27 protein-coding genes and 1 pseudogene are annotated in these 19,454 nt (G+C 60.2%); 16 read left to right on the top strand and 12 right to left on the bottom strand.

The features are described 5' to 3' along the window. Positions 1 to 176: 176 nt before the first annotated feature. Both yidD and ACZ5FP_RS10930 read right to left on the bottom strand, forming a co-directional pair. Positions 177 to 539, bottom strand: coding sequence for a membrane protein insertion efficiency factor YidD (yidD, locus tag ACZ5FP_RS10935; RefSeq protein ID WP_464660103.1), 363 nt, complete (start codon positions 537 to 539; stop codon positions 177 to 179). Between the two features lie 7 nt (positions 540 to 546). Next, positions 547 to 993 carry an iron-sulfur cluster assembly scaffold protein gene (locus tag ACZ5FP_RS10930; RefSeq protein ID WP_288193931.1) on the bottom strand — a complete coding sequence of 149 codons (447 nt, stop codon included), beginning with the start codon at positions 991 to 993 and terminating at the stop codon, positions 547 to 549. 278 nt (positions 994 to 1,271) lie between these two features. Here ACZ5FP_RS10930 and folE point away from each other — a divergent pair, with 278 nt between their 5' ends. The 3 genes from folE to ACZ5FP_RS10915 all read left to right on the top strand — a co-directional run bounded on the left by folE (position 1,272) and on the right by ACZ5FP_RS10915 (position 3,459). Then, positions 1,272 to 1,898: a GTP cyclohydrolase I FolE gene (folE, locus tag ACZ5FP_RS10925; protein WP_464660101.1), complete on the top strand. Its 627-nt coding sequence runs from the start codon at positions 1,272 to 1,274 to the stop codon at positions 1,896 to 1,898. Positions 1,899 to 1,924: 26 nt separating this feature from the next. Continuing rightward, positions 1,925 to 2,344 (top strand): phosphoribosyl-AMP cyclohydrolase, encoded by a 420-nt coding sequence (hisI, locus tag ACZ5FP_RS10920; RefSeq protein WP_288193932.1) that lies wholly within the window; start codon positions 1,925 to 1,927, stop codon positions 2,342 to 2,344. Between the two features lie 215 nt (positions 2,345 to 2,559). Beyond that, the gene (locus ACZ5FP_RS10915) at positions 2,560 to 3,459 is read left to right on the top strand and encodes a patatin family protein (RefSeq protein WP_464660099.1); all 900 of its coding nucleotides are present in this window, start codon (positions 2,560 to 2,562) and stop codon (positions 3,457 to 3,459) included. Between the two features lie 19 nt (positions 3,460 to 3,478). Here the strand turns inward: ACZ5FP_RS10915 and ACZ5FP_RS10910 are convergent, their stop codons facing one another. Then, positions 3,479 to 3,910: a CBS domain-containing protein gene (locus ACZ5FP_RS10910; RefSeq protein ID WP_464660098.1), complete on the bottom strand. Its 432-nt coding sequence runs from the start codon at positions 3,908 to 3,910 to the stop codon at positions 3,479 to 3,481. Positions 3,911 to 4,035: 125 nt separating this feature from the next. Then, complete coding sequence (locus ACZ5FP_RS10905) at positions 4,036 to 4,734, bottom strand: rhomboid family intramembrane serine protease (protein WP_464660096.1); 699 nt, start codon at positions 4,732 to 4,734, stop codon at positions 4,036 to 4,038. A gap of 444 nt (positions 4,735 to 5,178) precedes the next feature. Between ACZ5FP_RS10905 and ACZ5FP_RS10900 the strand changes: the two genes are divergently transcribed. The 3 genes from ACZ5FP_RS10900 (at position 5,179) to ACZ5FP_RS10890 (ending at position 7,423) form a co-directional block, all read left to right on the top strand. After that, positions 5,179 to 5,808, top strand: coding sequence for a PAS domain-containing protein (locus ACZ5FP_RS10900; protein ID WP_464660095.1), 630 nt, complete (start codon positions 5,179 to 5,181; stop codon positions 5,806 to 5,808). 103 nt (positions 5,809 to 5,911) lie between these two features. Continuing rightward, positions 5,912 to 6,520 carry a PilZ domain-containing protein gene (locus ACZ5FP_RS10895; RefSeq protein WP_464660094.1) on the top strand — a complete coding sequence of 203 codons (609 nt, stop codon included), beginning with the start codon at positions 5,912 to 5,914 and terminating at the stop codon, positions 6,518 to 6,520. 285 nt (positions 6,521 to 6,805) lie between these two features. Further along, positions 6,806 to 7,423, top strand: coding sequence for a transglutaminase-like cysteine peptidase (locus ACZ5FP_RS10890; protein WP_464660092.1), 618 nt, complete (start codon positions 6,806 to 6,808; stop codon positions 7,421 to 7,423). A gap of 12 nt (positions 7,424 to 7,435) precedes the next feature. Here the strand turns inward: ACZ5FP_RS10890 and ACZ5FP_RS10885 are convergent, their stop codons facing one another. Further along, positions 7,436 to 7,963 carry a gamma carbonic anhydrase family protein gene (locus tag ACZ5FP_RS10885; protein WP_464660090.1) on the bottom strand — a complete coding sequence of 176 codons (528 nt, stop codon included), beginning with the start codon at positions 7,961 to 7,963 and terminating at the stop codon, positions 7,436 to 7,438. Positions 7,964 to 8,114: 151 nt separating this feature from the next. Between ACZ5FP_RS10885 and ACZ5FP_RS10880 the strand changes: the two genes are divergently transcribed. After that, positions 8,115 to 8,840, top strand: a complete 726-nt coding sequence (locus ACZ5FP_RS10880) for a hypothetical protein (RefSeq protein WP_464660088.1) — start codon at positions 8,115 to 8,117, stop codon at positions 8,838 to 8,840. 39 nt (positions 8,841 to 8,879) lie between these two features. On the opposite strand, the gene ACZ5FP_RS10875 is transcribed toward ACZ5FP_RS10880, so the two are convergent. The 5 genes from ACZ5FP_RS10875 to ACZ5FP_RS10855 form a co-directional block, all read right to left on the bottom strand. Next, the gene (locus ACZ5FP_RS10875) at positions 8,880 to 9,086 is read right to left on the bottom strand and encodes a DUF3126 family protein (RefSeq protein ID WP_105733161.1); all 207 of its coding nucleotides are present in this window, start codon (positions 9,084 to 9,086) and stop codon (positions 8,880 to 8,882) included. A 106-nt stretch (positions 9,087 to 9,192) separates the two neighbouring features. Beyond that, positions 9,193 to 10,017, bottom strand: coding sequence for a serine O-acetyltransferase (gene cysE, locus ACZ5FP_RS10870; protein WP_223615130.1), 825 nt, complete (start codon positions 10,015 to 10,017; stop codon positions 9,193 to 9,195). Between the two features lie 261 nt (positions 10,018 to 10,278). Next, positions 10,279 to 11,034, bottom strand: coding sequence for an alpha/beta fold hydrolase (locus ACZ5FP_RS10865; protein ID WP_464660086.1), 756 nt, complete (start codon positions 11,032 to 11,034; stop codon positions 10,279 to 10,281). A gap of 218 nt (positions 11,035 to 11,252) precedes the next feature. Continuing rightward, positions 11,253 to 11,765: a DUF192 domain-containing protein gene (locus tag ACZ5FP_RS10860; RefSeq protein ID WP_464660084.1), complete on the bottom strand. Its 513-nt coding sequence runs from the start codon at positions 11,763 to 11,765 to the stop codon at positions 11,253 to 11,255. A gap of 8 nt (positions 11,766 to 11,773) precedes the next feature. Continuing rightward, a complete protein-coding gene (locus ACZ5FP_RS10855; RefSeq protein WP_223615133.1) occupies positions 11,774 to 12,355 on the bottom strand; it encodes a cold-shock protein in 582 nt (193 codons plus the stop codon). A 333-nt stretch (positions 12,356 to 12,688) separates the two neighbouring features. Here ACZ5FP_RS10855 and ACZ5FP_RS10850 point away from each other — a divergent pair, with 333 nt between their 5' ends. From ACZ5FP_RS10850 to ACZ5FP_RS10815, 8 genes and pseudogenes are all read left to right on the top strand, one after another. Next, positions 12,689 to 13,129: a VOC family protein gene (locus ACZ5FP_RS10850; protein WP_403173430.1), complete on the top strand. Its 441-nt coding sequence runs from the start codon at positions 12,689 to 12,691 to the stop codon at positions 13,127 to 13,129. A gap of 248 nt (positions 13,130 to 13,377) precedes the next feature. Then, complete coding sequence (locus tag ACZ5FP_RS10845) at positions 13,378 to 13,584, top strand: hypothetical protein (protein ID WP_464660082.1); 207 nt, start codon at positions 13,378 to 13,380, stop codon at positions 13,582 to 13,584. Beyond that, positions 13,581 to 13,820, top strand: coding sequence for a helix-turn-helix domain-containing protein (locus ACZ5FP_RS10840; protein ID WP_464660080.1), 240 nt, complete (start codon positions 13,581 to 13,583; stop codon positions 13,818 to 13,820). Before ACZ5FP_RS10845 ends, ACZ5FP_RS10840 begins: the two co-directional genes overlap by 4 nt. An 80-nt stretch (positions 13,821 to 13,900) precedes the next feature. After that, positions 13,901 to 14,137 (top strand): hypothetical protein, encoded by a 237-nt coding sequence (locus ACZ5FP_RS10835; RefSeq protein ID WP_403173420.1) that lies wholly within the window; start codon positions 13,901 to 13,903, stop codon positions 14,135 to 14,137. Between the two features lie 70 nt (positions 14,138 to 14,207). After that, entirely contained in the window at positions 14,208 to 14,393 is a 186-nt protein-coding gene (locus ACZ5FP_RS10830; RefSeq protein WP_464660077.1) for a helix-turn-helix domain-containing protein, read from the top strand. Position 14,394: 1 nt separating this feature from the next. Next, positions 14,395 to 14,628: pseudogene (locus ACZ5FP_RS10825) on the top strand (helix-turn-helix transcriptional regulator); the annotation flags it as partial. Between the two features lie 52 nt (positions 14,629 to 14,680). Next, positions 14,681 to 15,049, top strand: coding sequence for an ArsR/SmtB family transcription factor (locus ACZ5FP_RS10820; protein ID WP_464660075.1), 369 nt, complete (start codon positions 14,681 to 14,683; stop codon positions 15,047 to 15,049). Beyond that, entirely contained in the window at positions 15,039 to 15,509 is a 471-nt protein-coding gene (locus tag ACZ5FP_RS10815) for an SRPBCC family protein (RefSeq protein ID WP_464660073.1), read from the top strand. Before ACZ5FP_RS10820 ends, ACZ5FP_RS10815 begins: the two co-directional genes overlap by 11 nt. A gap of 1 nt (position 15,510) precedes the next feature. On the opposite strand, the gene ACZ5FP_RS10810 is transcribed toward ACZ5FP_RS10815, so the two are convergent. Beyond that, on the bottom strand, positions 15,511 to 16,569 hold the full coding sequence (locus ACZ5FP_RS10810) for a M48 family metallopeptidase (protein ID WP_464660071.1): 1,059 nt from the start codon (positions 16,567 to 16,569) through the stop codon (positions 15,511 to 15,513). 1 nt (position 16,570) lies between these two features. Then, on the bottom strand, positions 16,571 to 17,653 hold the full coding sequence (locus tag ACZ5FP_RS10805; protein ID WP_464660069.1) for a YjgN family protein: 1,083 nt from the start codon (positions 17,651 to 17,653) through the stop codon (positions 16,571 to 16,573). A gap of 178 nt (positions 17,654 to 17,831) precedes the next feature. Between ACZ5FP_RS10805 and ACZ5FP_RS10800 the strand changes: the two genes are divergently transcribed. Then, on the top strand, positions 17,832 to 19,364 hold the full coding sequence (locus ACZ5FP_RS10800; protein ID WP_464660067.1) for an acyl-CoA carboxylase subunit beta: 1,533 nt from the start codon (positions 17,832 to 17,834) through the stop codon (positions 19,362 to 19,364). The last annotated feature ends 90 nt before the right edge of the window (positions 19,365 to 19,454 follow it).

Genomic DNA, 19,454 nt, shown 5'->3' with positions numbered 1-19,454 from the left:
GTGGTGCGTGGTTCGCCCTTCGACAAGCTCAGGAAGCTCACCATGAGGGAGTTGGGTGGGCTGCAAGGCCAATCACGAACGCTGCAGAACTTAGCTCCCTGCAATCATCCCCCTCCCTCATGGTGAGCTTGTCGAACCACGCGCCACAGCACTGCGAATGACACAGCAGAAAATCCCTAGTGCGGTTTGCTCACACGCCAGTACCGCCACGGCATGTACCAGACAAAACGTTTGTCCAGCATCATCGGCACGGGATCGTGACCACTGGTGCCGCCGGGCCCGCAGCGGACGAACCGGAACAGGCCCATCCAGCCTCCCGTCCACAGGCCGTAACGGGCGATGGATTCATAGGCATATTCGGAACAGGTCGGCAGGTGGCGGCAGGAATTGCCGATGAAGCCGGACAGCGTCAGCTGGTACAGCCGGACGAAGGCCGTGCCGAACAGCCGTCCCGGCGTCTTGCGCCATGGTCCGTTCCAGTTGCGGGAATATTTCTTTCCCGCCGCAGGGGAATGGTTGTGGGCGGGGTCAGCGCACATCGGCGGCTCAGGCGGCCGCTTCGGCGTTTTTCTTCTCGATCTGGTCGAGGCAATCCACCACCGCCTCGAAGGTCAGCATGGTGGAATTGTGCCGGGCCTTGTAGTCGCGCACCGGCTCGAGAAATTTCAGGTCTTCAAAGCGCCCCTGCGGTGGCGCTCCATTCTCTTTCAGCATTTTGAACATGGCATCGCGCACAGCGTGCAATTCCTCGCTGGTCGCGCCGACCACATGCCGCGCCATGATCGACGACGACGCCTGGCCAAGCGCGCAGGCTTTGACGTCATGGGCGAAATCCGTCACCACGCCGTCCTTGACCTTGAGATCGACGATCACCGTCGAACCACAGAGTTTCGAATGCGCCGTGGCGGTTGCATCGGGATTGTCCAGACGGCCAAGGCGCTGGATATTCCCGGCAAACTCCAGAATGCGCGTGTTGTAGACGTCATTGATCATAATGAGCTTCCGCTGGTGACACGGCCCGAAGCGAAGCGCAAACAGACAATTGTCCATCGCTTTGGCCCTATGAATCCCGAATTCACTCTCTATATAGTATGTGAGCGGGCGAGCACAAAGCGCCATGGCGTAAATTCTGCGTCAATGGTAGATGTAGTCGCCCAGGTTCAGCCTCAGGGCCAAGCCGGCTTCAATACACCACGTATTCGTTTCGGAACGACTATCGTGTATTGCCGTTTAACTCGTCGCTCCCTTGAGGGCGACTACGGGAGATCGCGATGGATGCGGTAATAAAAAGTTTGCAGTCAACGACTGGCAATCAGAACAGCCTACGACGCCCAACCCAGGAAGAAGCGGAAGCTGCCGTTCGCACGCTGCTGCTCTGGGCCGGCGACAATCCGGACCGCGAAGGCCTGCTCGACACGCCGCAGCGCGTGGCAAAAGCCTATAAGGAACTGTTTTCGGGCTATGATGAAGACCCGGAGGAAGTGCTCGGACGCACCTTTGAAGAAGTTGCCGGTTATGACGACATCGTCTTCATCAAGGACATACCGTTCTTTTCACACTGCGAGCATCACATGGTTCCCATCATCGGCAAGGCGCATGTCGCCTATCTGCCCGATGGCGAGAAAGTGGTCGGCCTGTCGAAGATCGCCCGCGTCGTGCATATCTATGCCCGCCGCCTGCAGACGCAGGAGAGCATGACAGCCCAGATCGCCAATGCGATCCAGGGGTCGCTGCGCCCGCGCGGCGTGGCCATCATGATCGAGGCCGAGCATATGTGCATGGCCATGCGCGGCATCCGCGTGTCCGGTTCGACGACGACCACCACCACCTTTACCGGTGCCTTCAAGGGTGACGTCAACGAACAGGTCCGCTTCATGACCCTCGTCAAGGGTCGCTAAACCAGTCTTTTCCAGAATTGGCAGTCATGTCCAACGGTTCCTTTTCGTCGCCCCTTGCCGACAAACATGCAAACGAAGAAGGCGCGGTGTTCGCACCGCGCTTCGATGCCGCCGGTCTGGTGACCGCCGTCGTCACCGATGCGCGTGACGGCCATCTCCTGATGGTGGCGCACATGAATGCGCAATCGCTGCGCCTGACTTTGGAGACCGGCATCGCCCATTACTGGTCGCGGTCGCGCCAGTCGCTGTGGAAGAAGGGCGAGACCTCCGGAAACCTGCAGACCGTTGTCCGAATGCGCACCGATTGCGATCAGGATGCGCTTTGGCTGGAGGTAACGGTGGCTGGAAACGGCCCGACGTGCCATACTGGCCGCCGATCATGTTTCTACCGTCAGGTCGTCAGCGAAAATGGCACATCCCATCTGGTCATGACGCCGGAGGCGTAACATATTTCTGCGCTCCGGTGCCGTTGATCGGATGCTCTCGTTTTCGTTGGTTGGCTAAGCGGCCATAATTCCGCAATATTCATCCTTTGGATACCAAAGTGAGGGGATAATGTGCGAATACGACTTTAGGAGTGCATGCCATGCTCGAATGGGCATCGCGACGGCTACGTGCGGCAGAACCGATTGGCGTTACGAACGGTCCTGAAACACCGGTCATGGATCCGTCCCCCCACAGTGACAAGAGAGCCCCAATCGCGCTGGCGCTGGGCGGCGGCGCGGCGCGCGGCTGGGCGCATATCGGCGTGCTGCGCGCGCTCGACGAGGCCGGTATCGAGATTTCCATGATTGCGGGCACGTCGATCGGCGCGCTGGTCGGCGGCTGTTATCTCGGCGGCAAGCTCGACCAGCTGGAAGAGTTCGCGCGCAGCCTGACCAAGCGCGGCATTTTCTCGCTGCTGGACCTGCGGTTCGGCGGCAGCGGCCTGTTCGGCGGCATGAAGCTTGACAAGCGCCTGCGCGACCATCTCTCCGCGCTTTCCATCGAAGACCTGCCGAAACCGTTCATCGCGGTGTGCACGGAGATCAATACCGGCCACGAAATCTGGCTGACGCGCGGCAACCTGATCACCGCCATGCGGGCATCCTATGCCCTGCCCGGCGTGTTCGAGCCGGTCGAGTGCAACGGCCGCATTCTGGTGGACGGCGCGCTGGTCAATCCGGTGCCGGTTTCCGTCTGCCGCTCCTACGAACAGCCGCTGGTGGTGGCGGTGAACCTGCACTACGACCAGTTCGGGCGTGCCGCCGTGATCAAGCATTCCGCCGGAGCGACGCTTGCCGCCGATGCCGAACGCGAGGGCGCGGTGGCGCATTTCCGCGCGGCGCGCGCCACGCGGCTTGGTATTACCGGCGTGATGATGGAATCGTTCAACATCATTCAGGACCGGATTTCCCGCGCCCGCATGGCCGGCGATCCGCCTGACATCGCGCTGCTGCCGAAAATCGGCCATGTGGGGCTTGCCGAGTTTCACCGCGCCGACGAGGCGATCAAACTCGGCTATGAGGAAACCATGGCCCGGCTCGGCGAGCTCGAGCGCATGCAGAAGGTCGTGTTCTGACACGACCTCAGCAACCGCTTCAGGCGGTTGCGATATAACTGCGAATTTCCTGGGACTCGCGCTCCACTTCCTCGATGCGCAGCTTCACCACGTCGCCGATGGACACGATACCGTGCAACCGGCCATCCTTCTCGACCGGCAGGTGGCGGAAGCGGCCGCGGGTCATCATTTCCATGACCTGGTTGACCGTATGCTTTTCCGAGCACACGCTGACCTTGATGGTCATGATTTCGGAAACGGGACGCCAGAGCACATCGGCGCCATCGGCAGCAATGGCGCGCACGACGTCGCGCTCGGAGAGAATACCCTTGATGGCCTTCTTGTCATCGACGATGACAATGGCGCCGATCTTGTGTTTGGCCAGTGCGGCGACCGCGTCGCCAAGGGTCGTTTCGGGTGCTGCGCTAAAAACGTCGTAGCCTTTGCGTTCCAGTATCATTTTGACTGTCATGTACGTCCTCCTTGCACATAAGTCCTAACGCTGACCGCCGCGATCCTCCTTTATCCCGGCGGTCAATGCGCCATGGTGCGCGTATGTTGCCCCCAATGCAACAGCTTTGCAATCATGCCGACAATTCAGCGCCGGTCGCCGCGATCAAACAGGGCAATGCCCAGAAACCCGATGAGAAAGCCGCCAATATGCGCTTCCCAGGCGATCGTTGCGGCATCTCCCGGCACGACGGCGAAAAGGCCGGTGCCGATATTGGTGATGAACCAGACGGCGACGAAAACGAGAACGGTGCGGGTCCGCAGCGCAACGGCAATCGGCAGGATCGGCCCGGTAAACGCCGCGGAATTGCGCTGGGTCGAGCGGCGGAAACCGAAGCGCGCGGCCGCCCCCATCATGCCGGATATGGCGCCGGAGGCACCGACCAGCGGGATCGGGCTGGCGGGGTAAATGGCAAAGTGCATCATGACGGCGGCAACGGCGGTGACGATCCAGAACAGCGACGTGCGCAGCGGCCCGATGCGCGCCGCCAGCGGCGAGCCGAAGGCGGCAAGCCAGACCATATTGAGCGCTATATGGGCAAAACTGCCGTGCATGAAGGAATAGGTGATGGTGGTCAGCCAGGCGGCGGGCGAATAAAACCCGCCGAACTGGGAAAACCGCGCGGGAATGAAGGCGTAATCCAGCAGGAAATTGTTGTCCTGCGCCTCGGTCAGCACGTAGTTTTCAACCAGAAACACCGCGGCGCAGATGGCGAATATGGCGAGGATGACGCCGGGAATGTTGAAGATCGGCTCGCGTGCCGGTGATTGATCAGGGGTGCTCATAGGTCCGTCATTCTTCCCGCAACTGATTCAGTGCAATGCGTGCTTAGCAGCAAACTCTCCAAACAAAAATAAGGCCGTTCAATGATGTTGAACGGCCCCGAGCTGGATACATGAACATAGAACTCTACTCGCCCCCCTTGTCGCATGCCGGCACCGCCCGCACAATCTAAACCATTTGTTAACCTTAATCGTCCCCTGCGGTGGACGCAGCCGCTTCGCCAATGGCGCTTCCCGCCTGCCGGTGCCAAAGTCAGCGCTCGTGGACAGCGGGGGTTCGCGGCGCGTGGTTCGACAAGCTCACCATGAGGGAGGTTGTGGGTTGCAGGGAGTCATAGTCTGCGGCGTTTGGTATTGGCATTGCAGCCAGACCACACCCTCATGGTGAGCTTGTCGAACCACGCACCCCATACGGCGCAAGACCGGAATATCAACAGGAAGCAGCATATGCGGCACGACGGAACCAGCGAGATCTTCGCCTACTGGAACGATCTGCGCGGAACCCGCGCAGCGCCGGAGCGGCGGGAGATTTCGCCCGCGCTCATCCGCTCGCGCCTGTCCGAAACCTTCATCCTGCGCGCCAGCGGCCCCGGCGAAGCGCGGTTCCGGCTGGCGGGAACGCGCATCTGCTCGATCTATGGCCGCGAGCTGAAAGGCCAGAGCTTCAGCTCCATCTGGCAGGCCAAGGACAAGGCCGTCATCGCGCGCATCGTCACCAGCAGCCTGACCAGCAAGACCGTCGTCCAGTCGACCTATGAGGGCAAGAGCAGCCGCGGGCGCAAGATGCTGTTCAACCTCATCCTGCTGCCCCTCGCCAACGAGGTGCATGAACGGCACCTGCTGGGCATGATCGCACCGGCCGGCAAGCCGTTCTGGCTGGAATCCGACGCGATCATCGAAAACAGCCTGCGCTCCATCGCGATGATCGATCCGCGCAATGCAGCCAATATGCCTGCCGGCAGCGTCCGGGCTGAAGATCACAAGCCCCTGATTTCCAATATACTCCTGCCTGCTCCCAATGGCAGCCGCCGGGTCAGGCATCTCATGGTCTTCGACGGCGGGAAAATCTTGGATTAGGTTAGTAAATTCTAAGCAAACCATATCTGCGTTACATCGCCGTTAAGACTTGTGTTCTAGTCTTCAGAGATAAAGAGTCATTTTAAGCCTTCGGACACACTTCATGCATCTGACCCGTGACGATTCAACCCAGACTATCGCCACGACGGGAAAATTCCATCGCGTGAAGGTCGAACTTTACGGCCGCTTCATGCTGGAAGACCGGACCGAGCATGTCGGCCAGATCAGTGAAATGTCGCCGGGCGAGGCCCTGTTCACCACGGAAGTCATGGCCGGCACGGGTGAGCGCATCATTGCCTATGTCGATCATATCGGCCGCATCGAAGGCACGGTGGAGCGCCTCGTCAGCAACGGCTTTTACCTTTCGCTCGTCGCATCGGAGCGCAAGAAGAACAAGATCGCGGCGCAGCTGACCTGGCTTGCCAACAAGCATGAGCTGGACATGCCGGAAGACCGGCGCCATCAGCGTATCGCGCCGCGCAACCCCATTGCCAAGCTCGGCATGGCGGATGGCCGCGAATATCCCTGCCGCATCATCGATTTGTCGATCTCCGGCGCGGCGGTTGAAATCCGCATGCGCCCCGCCCTGCACAGCCAGGTCGTTCTCGGCTCCATGCGCGGGCGCGTCGTGCGCCATTTCGAGGAAGGCATTGCCATCGAGTTCGCGACGGTCCAGAGCCGCGAAGCCATCGAAATCTCCCTGCAGAATTAAATATCCCTCGCTTGGTTACCAAATGACTTCAGCGTGCAAGCTATGCAGCGGCACGCTTTAAGCGATCATAAATAATTACCTTCCGAGAAAAACCAAACTTTAACCGAAATATACTTCGCATACTTCACTCAATTCATGCTTTAAACAAAACAGTAATATTCAATAATACTTTGCAACGAGCGATAGTTTATTTTTTGCTACCCGTTTTGTTCGGATTTATTGCTGCAGATTTCCATCAGATCAAGGTCTCTCTGTCATTGTCGCCTCAACCGGGGAGACGACGGTATGATAAAAAGCATAATTCTTGCGGGCGCAGCCCTTCTGTTGATGAGCATAGGCACCCAGGCGGGCCCGGCGCGGTCCACGGCGACGGTGATGCAGACCGGCGGGCGCACTTCGCAGCCCATCGGCCATTACGATTTCTGCCAGATCTACCAGGACGAATGCCGCATCCGCAGCATCAGCGACACGCCGGTGCCCCTGACGCCAAAAGTCTGGGCGCAGCTGGTTCAGGTCAACACCCAGGTCAACACGGATATCAAGCCGGCCACGGATATGGAAATCTACGGCGTCGAGGAATATTGGGGCTATCCCGACAAGGTCGGCAATGTCGGCGACTGCGAAGACTATGTGCTGCTCAAGCGCCGGATGCTGATGCAGCGCGGCCTGCCCGTCAGCGCGCTGCTGATCACCGTCGTGCGCCAGATGAATGGCGAAGGCCATGCGGTTCTGACCGTGCGCACCGACCGGGGCGACTATGTCCTCGACAATCTGGAACCGCAGATCAAGCCGTGGAACGAAACGAGCTATGACTATCTGAAGCGCCAGTCGACACATTATACCGGCGCATGGGTGTCCATCACCGACGACCGCCAGGTTCTGGTCGGCAGCATCGGGAAATAATGCCGGACAGGATCAGCTGATCTCAAGCCCCCGCATGAAGCGCCTGCCGTTCTCGACATAATGGGCGGCGGAAAGCCGGAGCTGTTCGATGGCAGCCTCGTCCAGCGTGCGGATGACCCGCGCCGGCGATCCGACAATCAGCGCGTTGTCGGGGAACTCCTTGCGCTCCGTCACCAGCGCCCCGGCACCCACCAGCGAATTCCTGCCGATTTTCGCACCGTTGAGAATGATGGCGCCGATGCCGATCAGCGTGTTTTCGCCGATGGTGCAGCCGTGCAGCATGGCGCGGTGGCCGATGGTGCAGCCCTCGCCGATCGTCAGGGGATAACCCATATCCGTGTGCATCACCGTATGTTCCTGCACATTGGTGTTGCGGCCGACATGGATCCGTTCATTGTCGCCGCGCAGAACGGCACCGAACCAGATGCCGGCATTTTCACCGAGAAAGACCTTGCCGACCAGCGTCGCATCGGGCGCGATCCAGTTTGACGGGCGGTGTTCAAATTCAGGCGCGTGGCCGTCGAGCGTGAATAGGGGCATCGTATCTCCTCAGATTCTTCACGCTCAGCTTAGCGAGCCGCCGCCCGCTTGGCGATGCCGATGCGAATACAACTTTCACGTGTGGTTAACCATAAATCAGCACTTTGAGGTTAGCCTTCCTGTCAACCGAGGCAACAGGACCTGAAGGTTGATGCAAGCTTCCGCACAGCGCGTGGAATCGATAACGGGCAGCCCCTTTCTGCAGCGCATTTTCTATGGCATCGCGGCGCTCGCCCTCCTGACGGTCGGGCTTGTCGTTGCCGGGCATTATTTCGGCCATACGATTTCCCTCGGCGGGCATACGGAAGACACGGATGTGCATGAGGTGGTGATCGGCAACAGCGTGCTGGCGCTGCCGGCCAACACCATCCGCTTCCGGGCGCAGCGGCGCGATGGCGTGGCGCAGCGGGTTGATCTCTATCTGCACTGGCCCGACATGCAGGGCTACCAACCGGAATTCATCCGGGATTTCAACGGCGCGGGCGAAAAGAAGGCGCTGCTCTTCCTGACGTTTGAGCCGCGCGCAACCTCGCGCGACATGTCCGGCCGCTACGGTCCGGTCTACAGCACCCTGACGGACGGCCCCGGCATCAAAGGCCCGGCGGGTCTGACAATCCAGACGTTTCGCGCCACCAGCGGTTTCGTCAGTGAACAGCTCGTCTCCTCACCGGAGAGCAAGGGCCGCAGCTTCTTTGTCGCGCGCTGCCTCGATGAGGCGACGTCGAAAAGCAACCTCGCCTCCTGCCAGCGGGATGTTTTCATCGGTGAGGATTTGCAGCTGACCTACCGATTCCCGCGCGAATTTCTCGCCAACTGGCAGGAATTGGAGCAAAAGGTCCTGGCCTTTGCGCAAGGCCATCTCAAGACACCGAAGTGACGCCTCTGGCGGCACTTCCATTCCAAACAGCGTTAACCGTCAGAGATCCATGTCGAGAATGGCCATGGAGAAGTTGTAGGACAGTTCGCCCTCATCTTCATCCTTGTAGATCAGGCCGAGAAATTCATCGCCAAGATAGAGTTCAGCCGAATCGTCCTTGCGGGGACGGGCCTTTACCGTGAGTTCCGTGTTTCTGAATGTACGCTTGAAATAGCTGTCGAGTTTTTTCAGTTCTTCGGGTTTCACGCGGTTTCTCCTGTCGAATGCAAAATTGTGAAGCGGGCTTGTGGCATGCAGCAACCGGCCCTGTAAAGGGCCGGCGTGTTCGTTTCAATCACTGAAGCGCCCGGTTTCAGTCGAAATTGGTGATGAGCTGGTCCATGGCGCGGGACGGTTCGGCGCAGCCGGTTTCGCCAACGACCCGGGCGGGAACCCCGGCGACGGTGACATTGTGCGGCACGGGCTTGAGCACCACGGAACCGGAGGCAACTTTCGAGCAATGGCCGATTTCGATATTGCCAAGGATGCTGGCCCCGGCGCCGATCAGCACGCCGTGGCGAATTTTCGGATGACGGTCGCCGGTTTCCTTGCCGGTACCGCCGAGCGTGACGCCCTGCAGGATCGAGACATTGTCCTCGATGACGGCGGTCATGCCGACGACGATGCCGGTGGCATGGTCGAAGAACACGCCCTGCCCCATCGGCACGGCGGGATGGATATCGGTCTGGAAGACGGAGGATGAGCGGCTCTGCAGGTAGAGGGCAAAGTCCTTGCGGCCCTCGTTCCACAGCCAGTTGGCCAGCCGGTGCGTCTGGATCGCCTGGAACCCCTTGAAATAGAGGATCGGCTCGATGAACCGCGTGCAGGCTGGATCGCGGTCATAGACGGCCTGGATGTCGACGCGCAGAATCTGCGACCAGGACGGCGTGGCGTCCATCATCGCGGTAAAGGTCTGGCGCAGCAGCTCCGACTCGACATCCGGGTGATCGAGCCGCTGTGAAATACGGTGAATGACCGCCTGCTCCAGCGACTGGTGGTTGAGAATCGTGGTGTACAGGAACGTCGCCAGCAGTGGCTCCTGGCGGATGGTTTCCTCGGCTTCGGCACGGATGGACAGCCAGATCGGATCCATCTGTTTGACCGATCCGGTCATTTTCATCGGGTTGCTTGCGGACATGTCCTACTCCAGGCAATCAGCCAATAGTCTTGCGTTGCCACCAGCATACGGCAAAAGCGATGGGTTGACACCCCAAATTCACCGGGCTGAAACAGTGTCGCGGTCTATGCGTGGTTCGACAAGCTCACCATGAGGGAGGTTGGTGCTGTAACGCTCATCGGAACCATTGCAGAAGAGTGCTCCCTGCAATCCTCCACATCCCTCATGGTGAGCTTGTCGAACCACGCACCACACATCTTCTTGCGGTTTACGCGCGCACCGTCAGAGCGGATGGGCTTTCAAAAACGTGAGCACGGCTTCCTTGAACACCTTGTCGCCGACGGCCAGCATGTGATCGCGGTTGGGGATGTCGATGGCTTCGCCCTGCGGCATCAGCGCCGCCAGCCGGTGCGGGCTGCCGCCGATGTCGTCCTTGGTTCCCACAGCAACCAGCGCCGGCTGGGTGATGCGCGCCATATTGGCTTCGCTGATTTCCTCCTTGGAGGTGATCACGCAGGCGGCCAGGGCGATCTTGTCGCTTCTGGTCTTGTCGGCGAACATGCGGAACATTTTTCCGCGCGGATGCGTCACCGTTTCGGCGTCTTCCGCCAGCAGCGCCTCGGCGATGGGATTCCAGTCGCCGGCACCTTCCACCATGCCGATGCCAAGCCCGCCGAAAATGACGTCATGCACCAGTTCGGGATGTTCCAGCGCCAGGAAAGCGGTGATGCGCGCGCCCATGGAATAGCCCATCACATGGGCTTTGGCGATGCCGAGATGCCTGAGCAGGGCCGCGGCATCCCCGGCCATCAGGGTCGGCGTATACAGTGATTTTTCGTGCGGCTTGTCCGACTGGCCGTGGCCGCGATTGTCGATGGCGATAGTCCGGTAACCGGCGGCGGTCAGGGCCGGCACCCAGCCGGGCTGCACCCAATTGTAGAAATGGGATGAGGCAAAGCCATGGATCAGCAGAACCGGTTCGCCCGCGCCCTCATCGAGATAGGCGAGCTTCAATCCATCATTCTCAAAAAACTGCATGGGGTCGGGACTCATTGATCTGGTCAAAAATGGTAAGGGGCTTTTTTCCTGGAAACAAGGCGCAATGCTATGGGTCATCGTGCGTGGTTCGACAAGCTCACCATGAGGGATGTGGTTTGGCTGCAATGCCAATCGCGGGCGCTGCAGAATATCGCTCCCTGTAATCCAAGACCTCCCTCATGGTGAGCTTGTCGAACCACGAACCACGCGAATGCAGCCTATTTTTTGGTGCAGGTGCCGCAGACCGCAGCAATGGCCGGGTGGCGGACCTTGTCGCCGACCGCAACGCCCAGCCGCCGGGCCGTGCCTGCCTTGACTTCGATGACGAACCGCGCGGGACCGCCGGAGGAAATCGTCGTCCGGGAAAACGGCACCGCATTGGCGCGAATCGCCGATACACGGCCGTTTTCATCGAGGAAAATCATGTCGAGCGCCGAAGGGGTATTCTCCATCCACATGGTGACGAGACGGCTGTCTTCGAACACGAACAGCATGGCGCTATTGTCCCTGAGGTCGGTGCGGAACATCAATCCCCGCTCGCGCTCGTCGTCGGTATCGGCCACCTCCACCTGAAAGGGAACATCGCCCCTGGCCGTGTTGATCACCAGCGGCGCCGCATCGATGGGCAGATGCATCGGCTGCTGATCGGCGGCGCGCACGGCCGATGTGGCAAGGACCAGCGCAAGAAGGCCGATCAGCAAAGACCGGCACACGCGCAACAGCCTGTTCATGGGATGTCTTAGTGGGATGCCGGCAGCTGCGTGCCGATATCCGGGTGAATTTCCGAAGCCATCAGGCCCTTGTCACCATTGCCGAAGCGGACCAGCACCACCTGTCCCGGGCGCAGTTCGGTCAGGCCGAAGCGGCGCAGGGTTTCCATGTGGATAAAGATATCCTCGGTGCCTTCGCCGCGGGTAAGGAAGCCAAAACCCTTGGTGCGGTTGAACCACTTGACCAGAACACGCTCCAGTCCGCTCGACGGCGTGACGGTGACATGGGTGCGCACCGGCGGCAGTTCAGTCGGGTGAACTGCGGTGGAACTGTCCATCGAGAGCACGCGGAAGCACTGCATGCCGCGCTCGCCCTGCTTGACTTCACAGACGACACGCGCGCCTTCGAGCGCGGTCTGGAAGCCGTCGCGGCGCAGGCAGGTCACATGCAGGAGGATATCAGGCAGATCAGCATTGTCAGGGATTACAAAGCCATATCCCTTGGCGACATCGAACCATTTGATGGCGCCCGAAACCTCGATGAGGTCGAGGCCATCGGCTAATTGTTCATCATCGGGGGAATGCCGGGCTGATACTGGTCTGTCTGACATGAAGCGAGCCCCTCCTCTCCTGAAAGCAACCACTGATTCTCTGGAGTCAGAATAACACCTGTCCAATGGATGAGGGCAAGTATCATCTGGCTGTTTTTGTTGAAAAACAGGTGCAAATCTTGTGATGACCGGTTCAACCACCCGTTGTAAGCCTGTCAATTTGTGGCGTCATGAAAATAATGTTACCAAAAAGATGTAGGCGCCTAGCCCGGCGATCGCATGATCACCCCGGGGCAATGATACGATTGCCTGGGGGCAATTGCACAATTGCCCGGGGCAGCCGTCCGGTTGCTGCCGCCTTTCATACACTGACGCACACATCAAGGGAAAACGATGCGCTATCTTCACACAATGGTCCGCGTCCGCGATATCGATGAATCGCTGGATTTCTACTGCAACAAATTCGGCCTTGAGGAAATTCGGCGTACGGAAAACGAAAAAGGCCGTTTCACGCTGATTTTCCTGGCCGCTCCCGACGATAAGGGCCGCGCCGTGGCCGAACGGGCGCCGGAACTGGAACTGACCTACAACTGGGACCCGGAAACCTATACGGGCGGGCGCAATTTCGGCCACCTCGCCTATGTCGTCGACAACATCTACGCCACCTGCCAGAAGTTGCAGGACAGCGGCGTCATCATCAACCGTCCGCCCCGCGACGGCAACATGGCCTTCGTCCGCTCGCCCGACGGCATTTCCATCGAAATCCTGCAGAAAGGCGCACCGCTGCCGCCGCAGGAACCCTGGCTGTCGATGCCGAACACCGGCAGCTGGTAAATTTATGCCGACGTCACCGCCGCCTGAGAGGCGGCGGTGACGGATGGTGTTTGATGCAGGGTGCGTGGTTCGACAAGCTCACCATGAGGAAGGTGGGCTGTAAAGTTAGCCGAAATGATAGCTGCCAAGCCAATTGGAAATGTTGCAGAATAGAGTTTCTTGCAACCCTCGTCGTCCCTCATGGTGAGCTTGTCGAACCACGCACCGCACGCCTTGCAAATGGCGACCGGAAGGAAAGGGAGCCTGTGATGAACGGAAAATTCAGGAATCTGCTCCCCCTAAGCGATGAGGAGGAAGCCCGAATACAGCGGGGCATTGCCGAAGATCCGGACAATCCCGAACTGACCGACGAAGAAATCCAACAGATGCGGCCGTTCAGGGAAGTGTTTCCCGAACTTGCCCGCGAAATCGACAAGGAGATCGCCGCGCGTGGCCGCCCAACACAAGAACCATGATTACTCCTGAGCAAATACGCGGCGCACGGGCGATGCTGGGACTGACCCAGGCGGAGCTCGCAACGCTGGCTGGCCTGTCGACAACCGGCCTCAACAATATCGAACGCGGTCTGGCCGACCCCAAGGCGTCCACCTTGCGGGCTATTCAAGCGGCGCTGGAAGCCAAGTCCGTGGTTTTTCTCGGCGATGGGCAAAACATCGATGGCGGGCCGGGTATCCGGCTGCGGCGGGAATAAGTTTCATCATACCATCGTCTATATTGCTGCCAGCCTGGGGCTATGGAACAATCACAAGTGGACCAGATCGGGAGCGTGCATTGCTGACGACGGGAAACCAGCTTCGCGCGGCACGCGCGCTTGTGGATATGGACCAAACAACCCTCGCAAAGGGCGCAGGCCTGAACATCAATACGATAAGCGCCATGGAGAAGAAGGGGCCTGCCGTGCTGACAAGCGGCCTCGACAAGATCCGAGCTGTCATGCGCGTGCTTGAGGAAGCGGGTGTGGAATTTCTCAATCATGGCCAGCCGGGCGTACGACTCCGGAAGGACTGAGGGTCAACACCTCGTGGAGAAAAAGCCTTTAACCGCCGATCAATGCAGGGCCGCACGCGCGCTCACCAACATGTCTCAGGAGGATCTGGCCAAGGCTGCGCGGGTTGGCCTGTCCACCGTCCGCAATTTCGAAACCGGCAGGTCAACGCCGGTGACCAACAATCTGCAAGCCATCATACAGGTGCTTGAGGCACGGGTTTCCTTCCTCGCCGATAGCCAGACCGTCGACGGCGGGCCGGGTGTCAGGCTGAAATAGAGTGATACTCTCCCCCGCACAGTGCCGTGCCGCACGCGCTCTGATTGGCTGGTCGCAATCCAGGCTTGCGGACGTGGCAAAGGTTGCGCCGGCGACCATTGCAACCTTCGAAACCGGCAAACGCATCCCCTATGACCGGACGCTTGACGATCTCAAGGACGCCTTGACGGCGGCTGGGGTGGTCTTTCTCGACAAGGGCACCGAGCGCGCCGGCGGCGCCGGTGTCCGGCTGGCGGATTAGCGCAATACACTTCTGCACCTAAAACAGTTTGCCAAATGGAAAACTTTTGACTATAGTTCTCCATATGGAAAACTATCAGATATCGCTGGATGCCGCCTTTCACGCCCTCGCCGACCCCACCCGCCGGGCGGTGGTCAGCCGCCTGACCCGCGGCCCCGCCCCGGTCAAGGAACTGGCGGAACCCTTTGCCATGGGATTGCCGTCCTTCATGAAGCACCTGCGGGTGCTTGAGGCCGACGGGCTGATCCATTCCAGAAAGATCGGCCGCGTGCGCACCTGCTGGGTGGATACCGAAAGGCTCGCGGCCGCCGAAACCTGGCTCGCCGAGCAGCGGGCCCTCTGGCAGGGCCGGGCGGACCGGCTGGCCGATTATGTCGAAACCCAGATGCACGGGAGTGTTGAAGATGCCGGTTGACCCATCCGAACTGACCATTGCGCGTTTCATCAAGGCGCCGCCCGCCCTCGTCTGGAAGGCCTGGAGCACGCCGGAGCATCTGGCGAAATGGTGGATCCCCGCCCCCATCGAATGCAAGGTGGTCCAGCTCGACCTTCACCCCGGCGGCGCGTTCGAGACGCGCATGCGCGAGGACGGCGGCGATTTCCAGCCGCATGTCGACGGCTGTTTCCTGGAGATCGTGCCGGAAGCGAAACTGGTGTTCACCACCGTCATGACCGGCGGCTGGAAACCGGCCGAACCCTGGCTGGCCCTGACCGCAATCATCACCTTCGCAGCCGAGGGCAGCGGCACCCGCTACGCCTCGCGCGTTCTGCACAAGGACACCGCCGACGCCCGCAAGCATGAAGAAATGGGATTTGACGAGGGCTGGGGCACCGCCATCGACCAGCTGGCGGCTTTCGTCCAAGATTTGGCCTGAACTAGTTGCCCGTCCCGGCCCTCGCCTTCAGCGCCCCGGCATAGTCGAGCACCATTTTCCGCCGCTCGGGCGTGCCGGGATGGGTTTGCAGCATGCTGGTGGGGCTGTGGTCGTCGAGCTTGTCCTCCACCAGCGCGAAGAATCGGGCAATGGCGGCGGGGTCAAAACCGGCCTTCTGCATCAGTTCGACGCTGTGCCGGTCGGCGGCGCTTTCGTCGGCACGTGAATAGGACAAGGCCAGCAAACCGCCGCCCTGCACCAGCACGTCATGGGTGCTGCCGCCGATATCGCCGCCGATCAGCATGATCAGCCCGGCAACCCCGGCGGCGCGGTAGAGCTGGCGCAGGCTGTGTTTCAGCTCCACATGGCCGATCTCGTGGGCAAGCACGCCGAGCAGCATGTCCGTGTCGCCATCCGCCAGCCTGACCAGCTGGTCGGTGATGACGACCGTGCCGTCCGGCAAGGCGAAGGCATTGGGGCCGATGATGCCGCCATCGCGAAAATTCAGGTTGAAGCCGCCAGCACCGAGGCTGGATTTGGCCGCGAGTTTGCCGAAGCCCTCGTTCAGCTTGGCCTTGTCGGCGTCCGGCAACGTGCTGGGGGAGAAAACCGTGGTGTCGAGCGTTTGCAGCGTCCCTTTCGACATGAGGGCGGGGACAACCGGCGGCGTGACCACAACGGCGACTTCGACCAGCGCGGGCACGGCAAAACGGTAGATCGAGAAGGCGAAGACAAAGGTCAGGAGGACGAGCACCAGCAGCCGGGGGTGGAACCGCTCCAGCCGGTGCACCCACCCGGCGCTGCGCCCCTGCTGCGCCGCCACCAGCGCATCGATGGCGTCATTGTCCATCGTCTCGAAACTGGTCCTGTCGGGATAGGTCAGGCGCCGCGGTATCGACCCGACACGGTCGCTGATGCCGATCTGATCGAAGGCGGCGGCGGACAGGACCGTTCCGTCCACGGCAACGACCGATACGGCATCGTCGGCGAAAACCAGACTGGCTCCCCGGCCCGCGCTCGATCCTTCGCGGTACCAGAGGCCTGTCGTCAGTTTTCCCATGTCAGAAGCCAAAGTCGATACCTTCGATATCCATGAATTCCGAACCGACAGCCGAACCGCTGTCCTTGATATCCGAGAAAATCTCGCCGACATCGCCGTCAAAGACAATGGCCGTATAGTCCGCGTGGAAGCGCGCCAGCCGGACGGCGGCCCAGGGCCGCATCAGACCGAGGGTGACGATGGTCACAACCAGATTGGAAATCATCACCCAGGCATAGGTCCAGCGCGGCATGTCGGAATAGAGATAGTGCCTGTCATCGAATGTCGTGGCACTCAGACCGGCGTTGCGTATGCCGGCGGAATAGAGCAGCCCCGTGACGGCATAGATCAGCAGCACGGGCACGAACAGAAGATATATGAGCAGAATGAATGCCACTTCGCCGCTCGAAGCCTGCGCCTTCATTGCCGCAAGCCCGGCCGATGCGCCAGCGATCAGGATTCCGAAAAGAAAAAGCCCGGCAACCGTGAGTATGGCAGGTAAAACCCAGACGCGATAAAGCGAGCCGATCGTCGGGTCCGGCGAAAACACCTTGCCGCCATAGCGCAGGTTGCCGAGCGTGTAGCGCAAGGTCCACCGGCTGGCGACGGGCGCGAGCAGGCCAAAGGAAATCCCCGCCACAAGGCTGCTCAGGAAGAAAGCCCTGACCGCCCCCCAATAACCGCCGGTGAAATCGAAGCGCACATTGCGGTAGCTGGTGACGCGTGCGCTGAAACGCAGGCCGCGCGCGATCAGCCAGGGGATCGCGACGATGAACACCAGGCCGAGCAGCCCGCCGAGGAGCGGCGAAAACCGCAGCAGTATATTGTAGAGGATGAGATAGCCGACGACGAGGACGCGGCCGATCAGAATCTGCTTCGGTCGGGCGTGATAATCGAACCGGCCATCGGCCAGTTTGGTATTGCCGTAGAAATAGCGATTGCGCCGCACCTTTGCCCAGGCGGAATAGATGCCGAGCGTCACAATCGTCAGCAATACATTGACGATCCAGATGCCGAAATATTCCTTGGCGGTGCCGGAGAACGCAAACCGGTGACCGGTATATTCAGCCGGACGGCCGAACCGTGGTTGTGGCGAGCCTTCCATGTTTCCCCCGAAACAGTTTTGTCCGACAGGACTCCAGGAACAGGCTTAGCCCGACTTGGGACGGGATGGCAATCACGCCGCCGGAATTTCGCCGCGACGGCCGTTTGATATCGCCGACAAACCGCTTTCGCAGGCCGGTTTGTCCTGATATCAGAAATGTCACAATGAGGAGGATGCCATGAAGGATGTGCTGATCGAGCTGGAGCGCCGCAGGACCATTGCGCGGGAGGGCGGCGGCAAGACGCGGATCGAGGCCCAGCACAAGCGCGGCAAGCTGACGGCGCGCGAGCGCATCGACATTTTCCTCGACGAAGGCTCGTTCGAGGAGTTCGACATGTTCGTCGAACACCGTTCCACCGATTTCGGTATGGAAGAGACAAAATTTGCCGGCGATGGCGTCGTGACCGGCTGGGGCACCATCAACGGGCGCACGGTTTTCGTCTTCGCCAAGGATTTTACCGTGTTCGGCGGCTCGCTCTCCGAGGCGCATGCGGAAAAGGTGCAGAAAATCCAGGACATGGCCCTGCGCAACCGCGCGCCGGTCATCGGGCTCTACGATGCGGGCGGCGCGCGTATCCAGGAAGGCGTGGCGGCGCTCGGCGGCTATGCGGAAATCTTTCAGCGCAACGTGCTCGCCTCCGGCGTTATCCCTCAGATTTCGGTGATCATGGGACCGTGTGCGGGCGGCGACGTCTATTCCCCCGCCATGACGGATTTCATCTTCATGGTGCGCGACACGTCCTACATGTTCGTCACAGGGCCGGATGTGGTGAAGACCGTGACCAATGAAACGGTGACGGCCGAGCAGCTGGGCGGCGCGTCGATCCACACCACCAAATCGTCGATTGCCGACGGCGCCTATGACAATGACGTGGCGGCGCTGTTGCAGATGCGCCGCCTGATTGATTTTCTCCCGGCATCCAACACCGCCGATATTCCCGAGATCGAATGTTTCCAGGACACGGACGAGCCGGATTACTCGCTCGACCGGCTGGTGCCGGACAATGCCAACAAGCCCTACGACATCAAGGAGCTGATCCGCAAAACCGTCGATGAGTCCGATTTTTTCGAGATCCAGGAAAGTTTTGCCAAAAACATCGTCGTCGGCTTCGGCCGCGTCGAGGGCCGCACCGTTGGCATCGTCGGCAACCAGCCGATGGTTCTGGCCGGGGTGCTGGACAGCGATGCCTCGCGCAAGGCGGCGCGCTTCGTCCGCTTCTGCGACTGCTTCAACATTCCCATCGTCACGTTCGTCGACGTGCCGGGCTTCCTCCCCGGCACGGCGCAGGAATATGGCGGCCTGATCAAGCATGGCGCCAAGCTCTTGTTCGCCTATGCGGAGGCAACGGTGCCGAAGATCACCATCATCACGCGCAAGGCCTATGGCGGCGCCTATGACGTGATGGCGTCCAAGCATCTGCGCGGCGACATCAATTATGCCTGGCCGTCGGCGCAGATCGCGGTGATGGGTGCCAAGGGCGCGGTGGAAATCATCTACCGCAAGGATATTGGCGATGCGGAGAAAATCGCGGCGCACACGAAACGCTACGAGGACCGGTTCCTGTCGCCGTTCGTGGCGGCCGAGCGCGGGTACATCGATGAGGTGATCATGCCCCATTCCACGCGCAAGCGGGTTTCACGGGCACTGCGCATGCTGCGCAACAAGGATCTCGAAAATCCCTGGAAGAAACATGACAATATCCCGCTCTAGGGCGGGATATCGGTATTCAAGACAAAAAGAATATCGGGGAATTAACGGCGGAAGCTGAAGCCGCCGCTGGATTCGCGAAGGATCTGCGAA

This window comes from Phyllobacterium sp. T2-21 (assembly GCF_055378485.1).
Note: the sequence above shows the minus strand (reverse complement) of the source record. Positions and strands in the feature narration are given on the sequence as shown.

Excerpts from the sequence above, each read along its gene's own strand:
- ACZ5FP_RS10880 (WP_464660088.1), top strand. The coding sequence starts at position 8,115 with ATGCAAGCTTCCGCACAGCGCGTGGAATCGATAACGGGCAGCCCCTTT.
- ACZ5FP_RS10850 (WP_403173430.1), top strand. The coding sequence starts at position 12,689 with ATGCGCTATCTTCACACAATGGTCCGCGTCCGCGATATCGATGAATCG.
- ACZ5FP_RS10860 (WP_464660084.1), bottom strand. The coding sequence starts at position 11,765 with ATGAACAGGCTGTTGCGCGTGTGCCGGTCTTTGCTGATCGGCCTTCTT.
- cysE (WP_223615130.1), bottom strand. The coding sequence starts at position 10,017 with ATGTCCGCAAGCAACCCGATGAAAATGACCGGATCGGTCAAACAGATG.
- ACZ5FP_RS10895 (WP_464660094.1), top strand. The coding sequence starts at position 5,912 with ATGCATCTGACCCGTGACGATTCAACCCAGACTATCGCCACGACGGGA.
- ACZ5FP_RS10890 (WP_464660092.1), top strand. The coding sequence starts at position 6,806 with ATGATAAAAAGCATAATTCTTGCGGGCGCAGCCCTTCTGTTGATGAGC.
- hisI (WP_288193932.1), top strand. The coding sequence starts at position 1,925 with ATGTCCAACGGTTCCTTTTCGTCGCCCCTTGCCGACAAACATGCAAAC.
- ACZ5FP_RS10915 (WP_464660099.1), top strand. The coding sequence starts at position 2,560 with ATGGATCCGTCCCCCCACAGTGACAAGAGAGCCCCAATCGCGCTGGCG.
- ACZ5FP_RS10930 (WP_288193931.1), bottom strand. The coding sequence starts at position 993 with ATGATCAATGACGTCTACAACACGCGCATTCTGGAGTTTGCCGGGAAT.
- ACZ5FP_RS10840 (WP_464660080.1), top strand. The coding sequence starts at position 13,581 with ATGATTACTCCTGAGCAAATACGCGGCGCACGGGCGATGCTGGGACTG.
- ACZ5FP_RS10865 (WP_464660086.1), bottom strand. The coding sequence starts at position 11,034 with ATGCAGTTTTTTGAGAATGATGGATTGAAGCTCGCCTATCTCGATGAG.
- ACZ5FP_RS10855 (WP_223615133.1), bottom strand. The coding sequence starts at position 12,355 with ATGTCAGACAGACCAGTATCAGCCCGGCATTCCCCCGATGATGAACAA.
- yidD (WP_464660103.1), bottom strand. The coding sequence starts at position 539 with ATGTGCGCTGACCCCGCCCACAACCATTCCCCTGCGGCGGGAAAGAAA.
- folE (WP_464660101.1), top strand. The coding sequence starts at position 1,272 with ATGGATGCGGTAATAAAAAGTTTGCAGTCAACGACTGGCAATCAGAAC.
- ACZ5FP_RS10800 (WP_464660067.1), top strand. The coding sequence starts at position 17,832 with ATGAAGGATGTGCTGATCGAGCTGGAGCGCCGCAGGACCATTGCGCGG.
- ACZ5FP_RS10900 (WP_464660095.1), top strand. The coding sequence starts at position 5,179 with ATGCGGCACGACGGAACCAGCGAGATCTTCGCCTACTGGAACGATCTG.
- ACZ5FP_RS10805 (WP_464660069.1), bottom strand. The coding sequence starts at position 17,653 with ATGGAAGGCTCGCCACAACCACGGTTCGGCCGTCCGGCTGAATATACC.
- ACZ5FP_RS10815 (WP_464660073.1), top strand. The coding sequence starts at position 15,039 with ATGCCGGTTGACCCATCCGAACTGACCATTGCGCGTTTCATCAAGGCG.
- ACZ5FP_RS10810 (WP_464660071.1), bottom strand. The coding sequence starts at position 16,569 with ATGGGAAAACTGACGACAGGCCTCTGGTACCGCGAAGGATCGAGCGCG.
- ACZ5FP_RS10905 (WP_464660096.1), bottom strand. The coding sequence starts at position 4,734 with ATGAGCACCCCTGATCAATCACCGGCACGCGAGCCGATCTTCAACATT.
- ACZ5FP_RS10885 (WP_464660090.1), bottom strand. The coding sequence starts at position 7,963 with ATGCCCCTATTCACGCTCGACGGCCACGCGCCTGAATTTGAACACCGC.
- ACZ5FP_RS10845 (WP_464660082.1), top strand. The coding sequence starts at position 13,378 with ATGAACGGAAAATTCAGGAATCTGCTCCCCCTAAGCGATGAGGAGGAA.
- ACZ5FP_RS10910 (WP_464660098.1), bottom strand. The coding sequence starts at position 3,910 with ATGACAGTCAAAATGATACTGGAACGCAAAGGCTACGACGTTTTTAGC.
- ACZ5FP_RS10830 (WP_464660077.1), top strand. The coding sequence starts at position 14,208 with ATGTCTCAGGAGGATCTGGCCAAGGCTGCGCGGGTTGGCCTGTCCACC.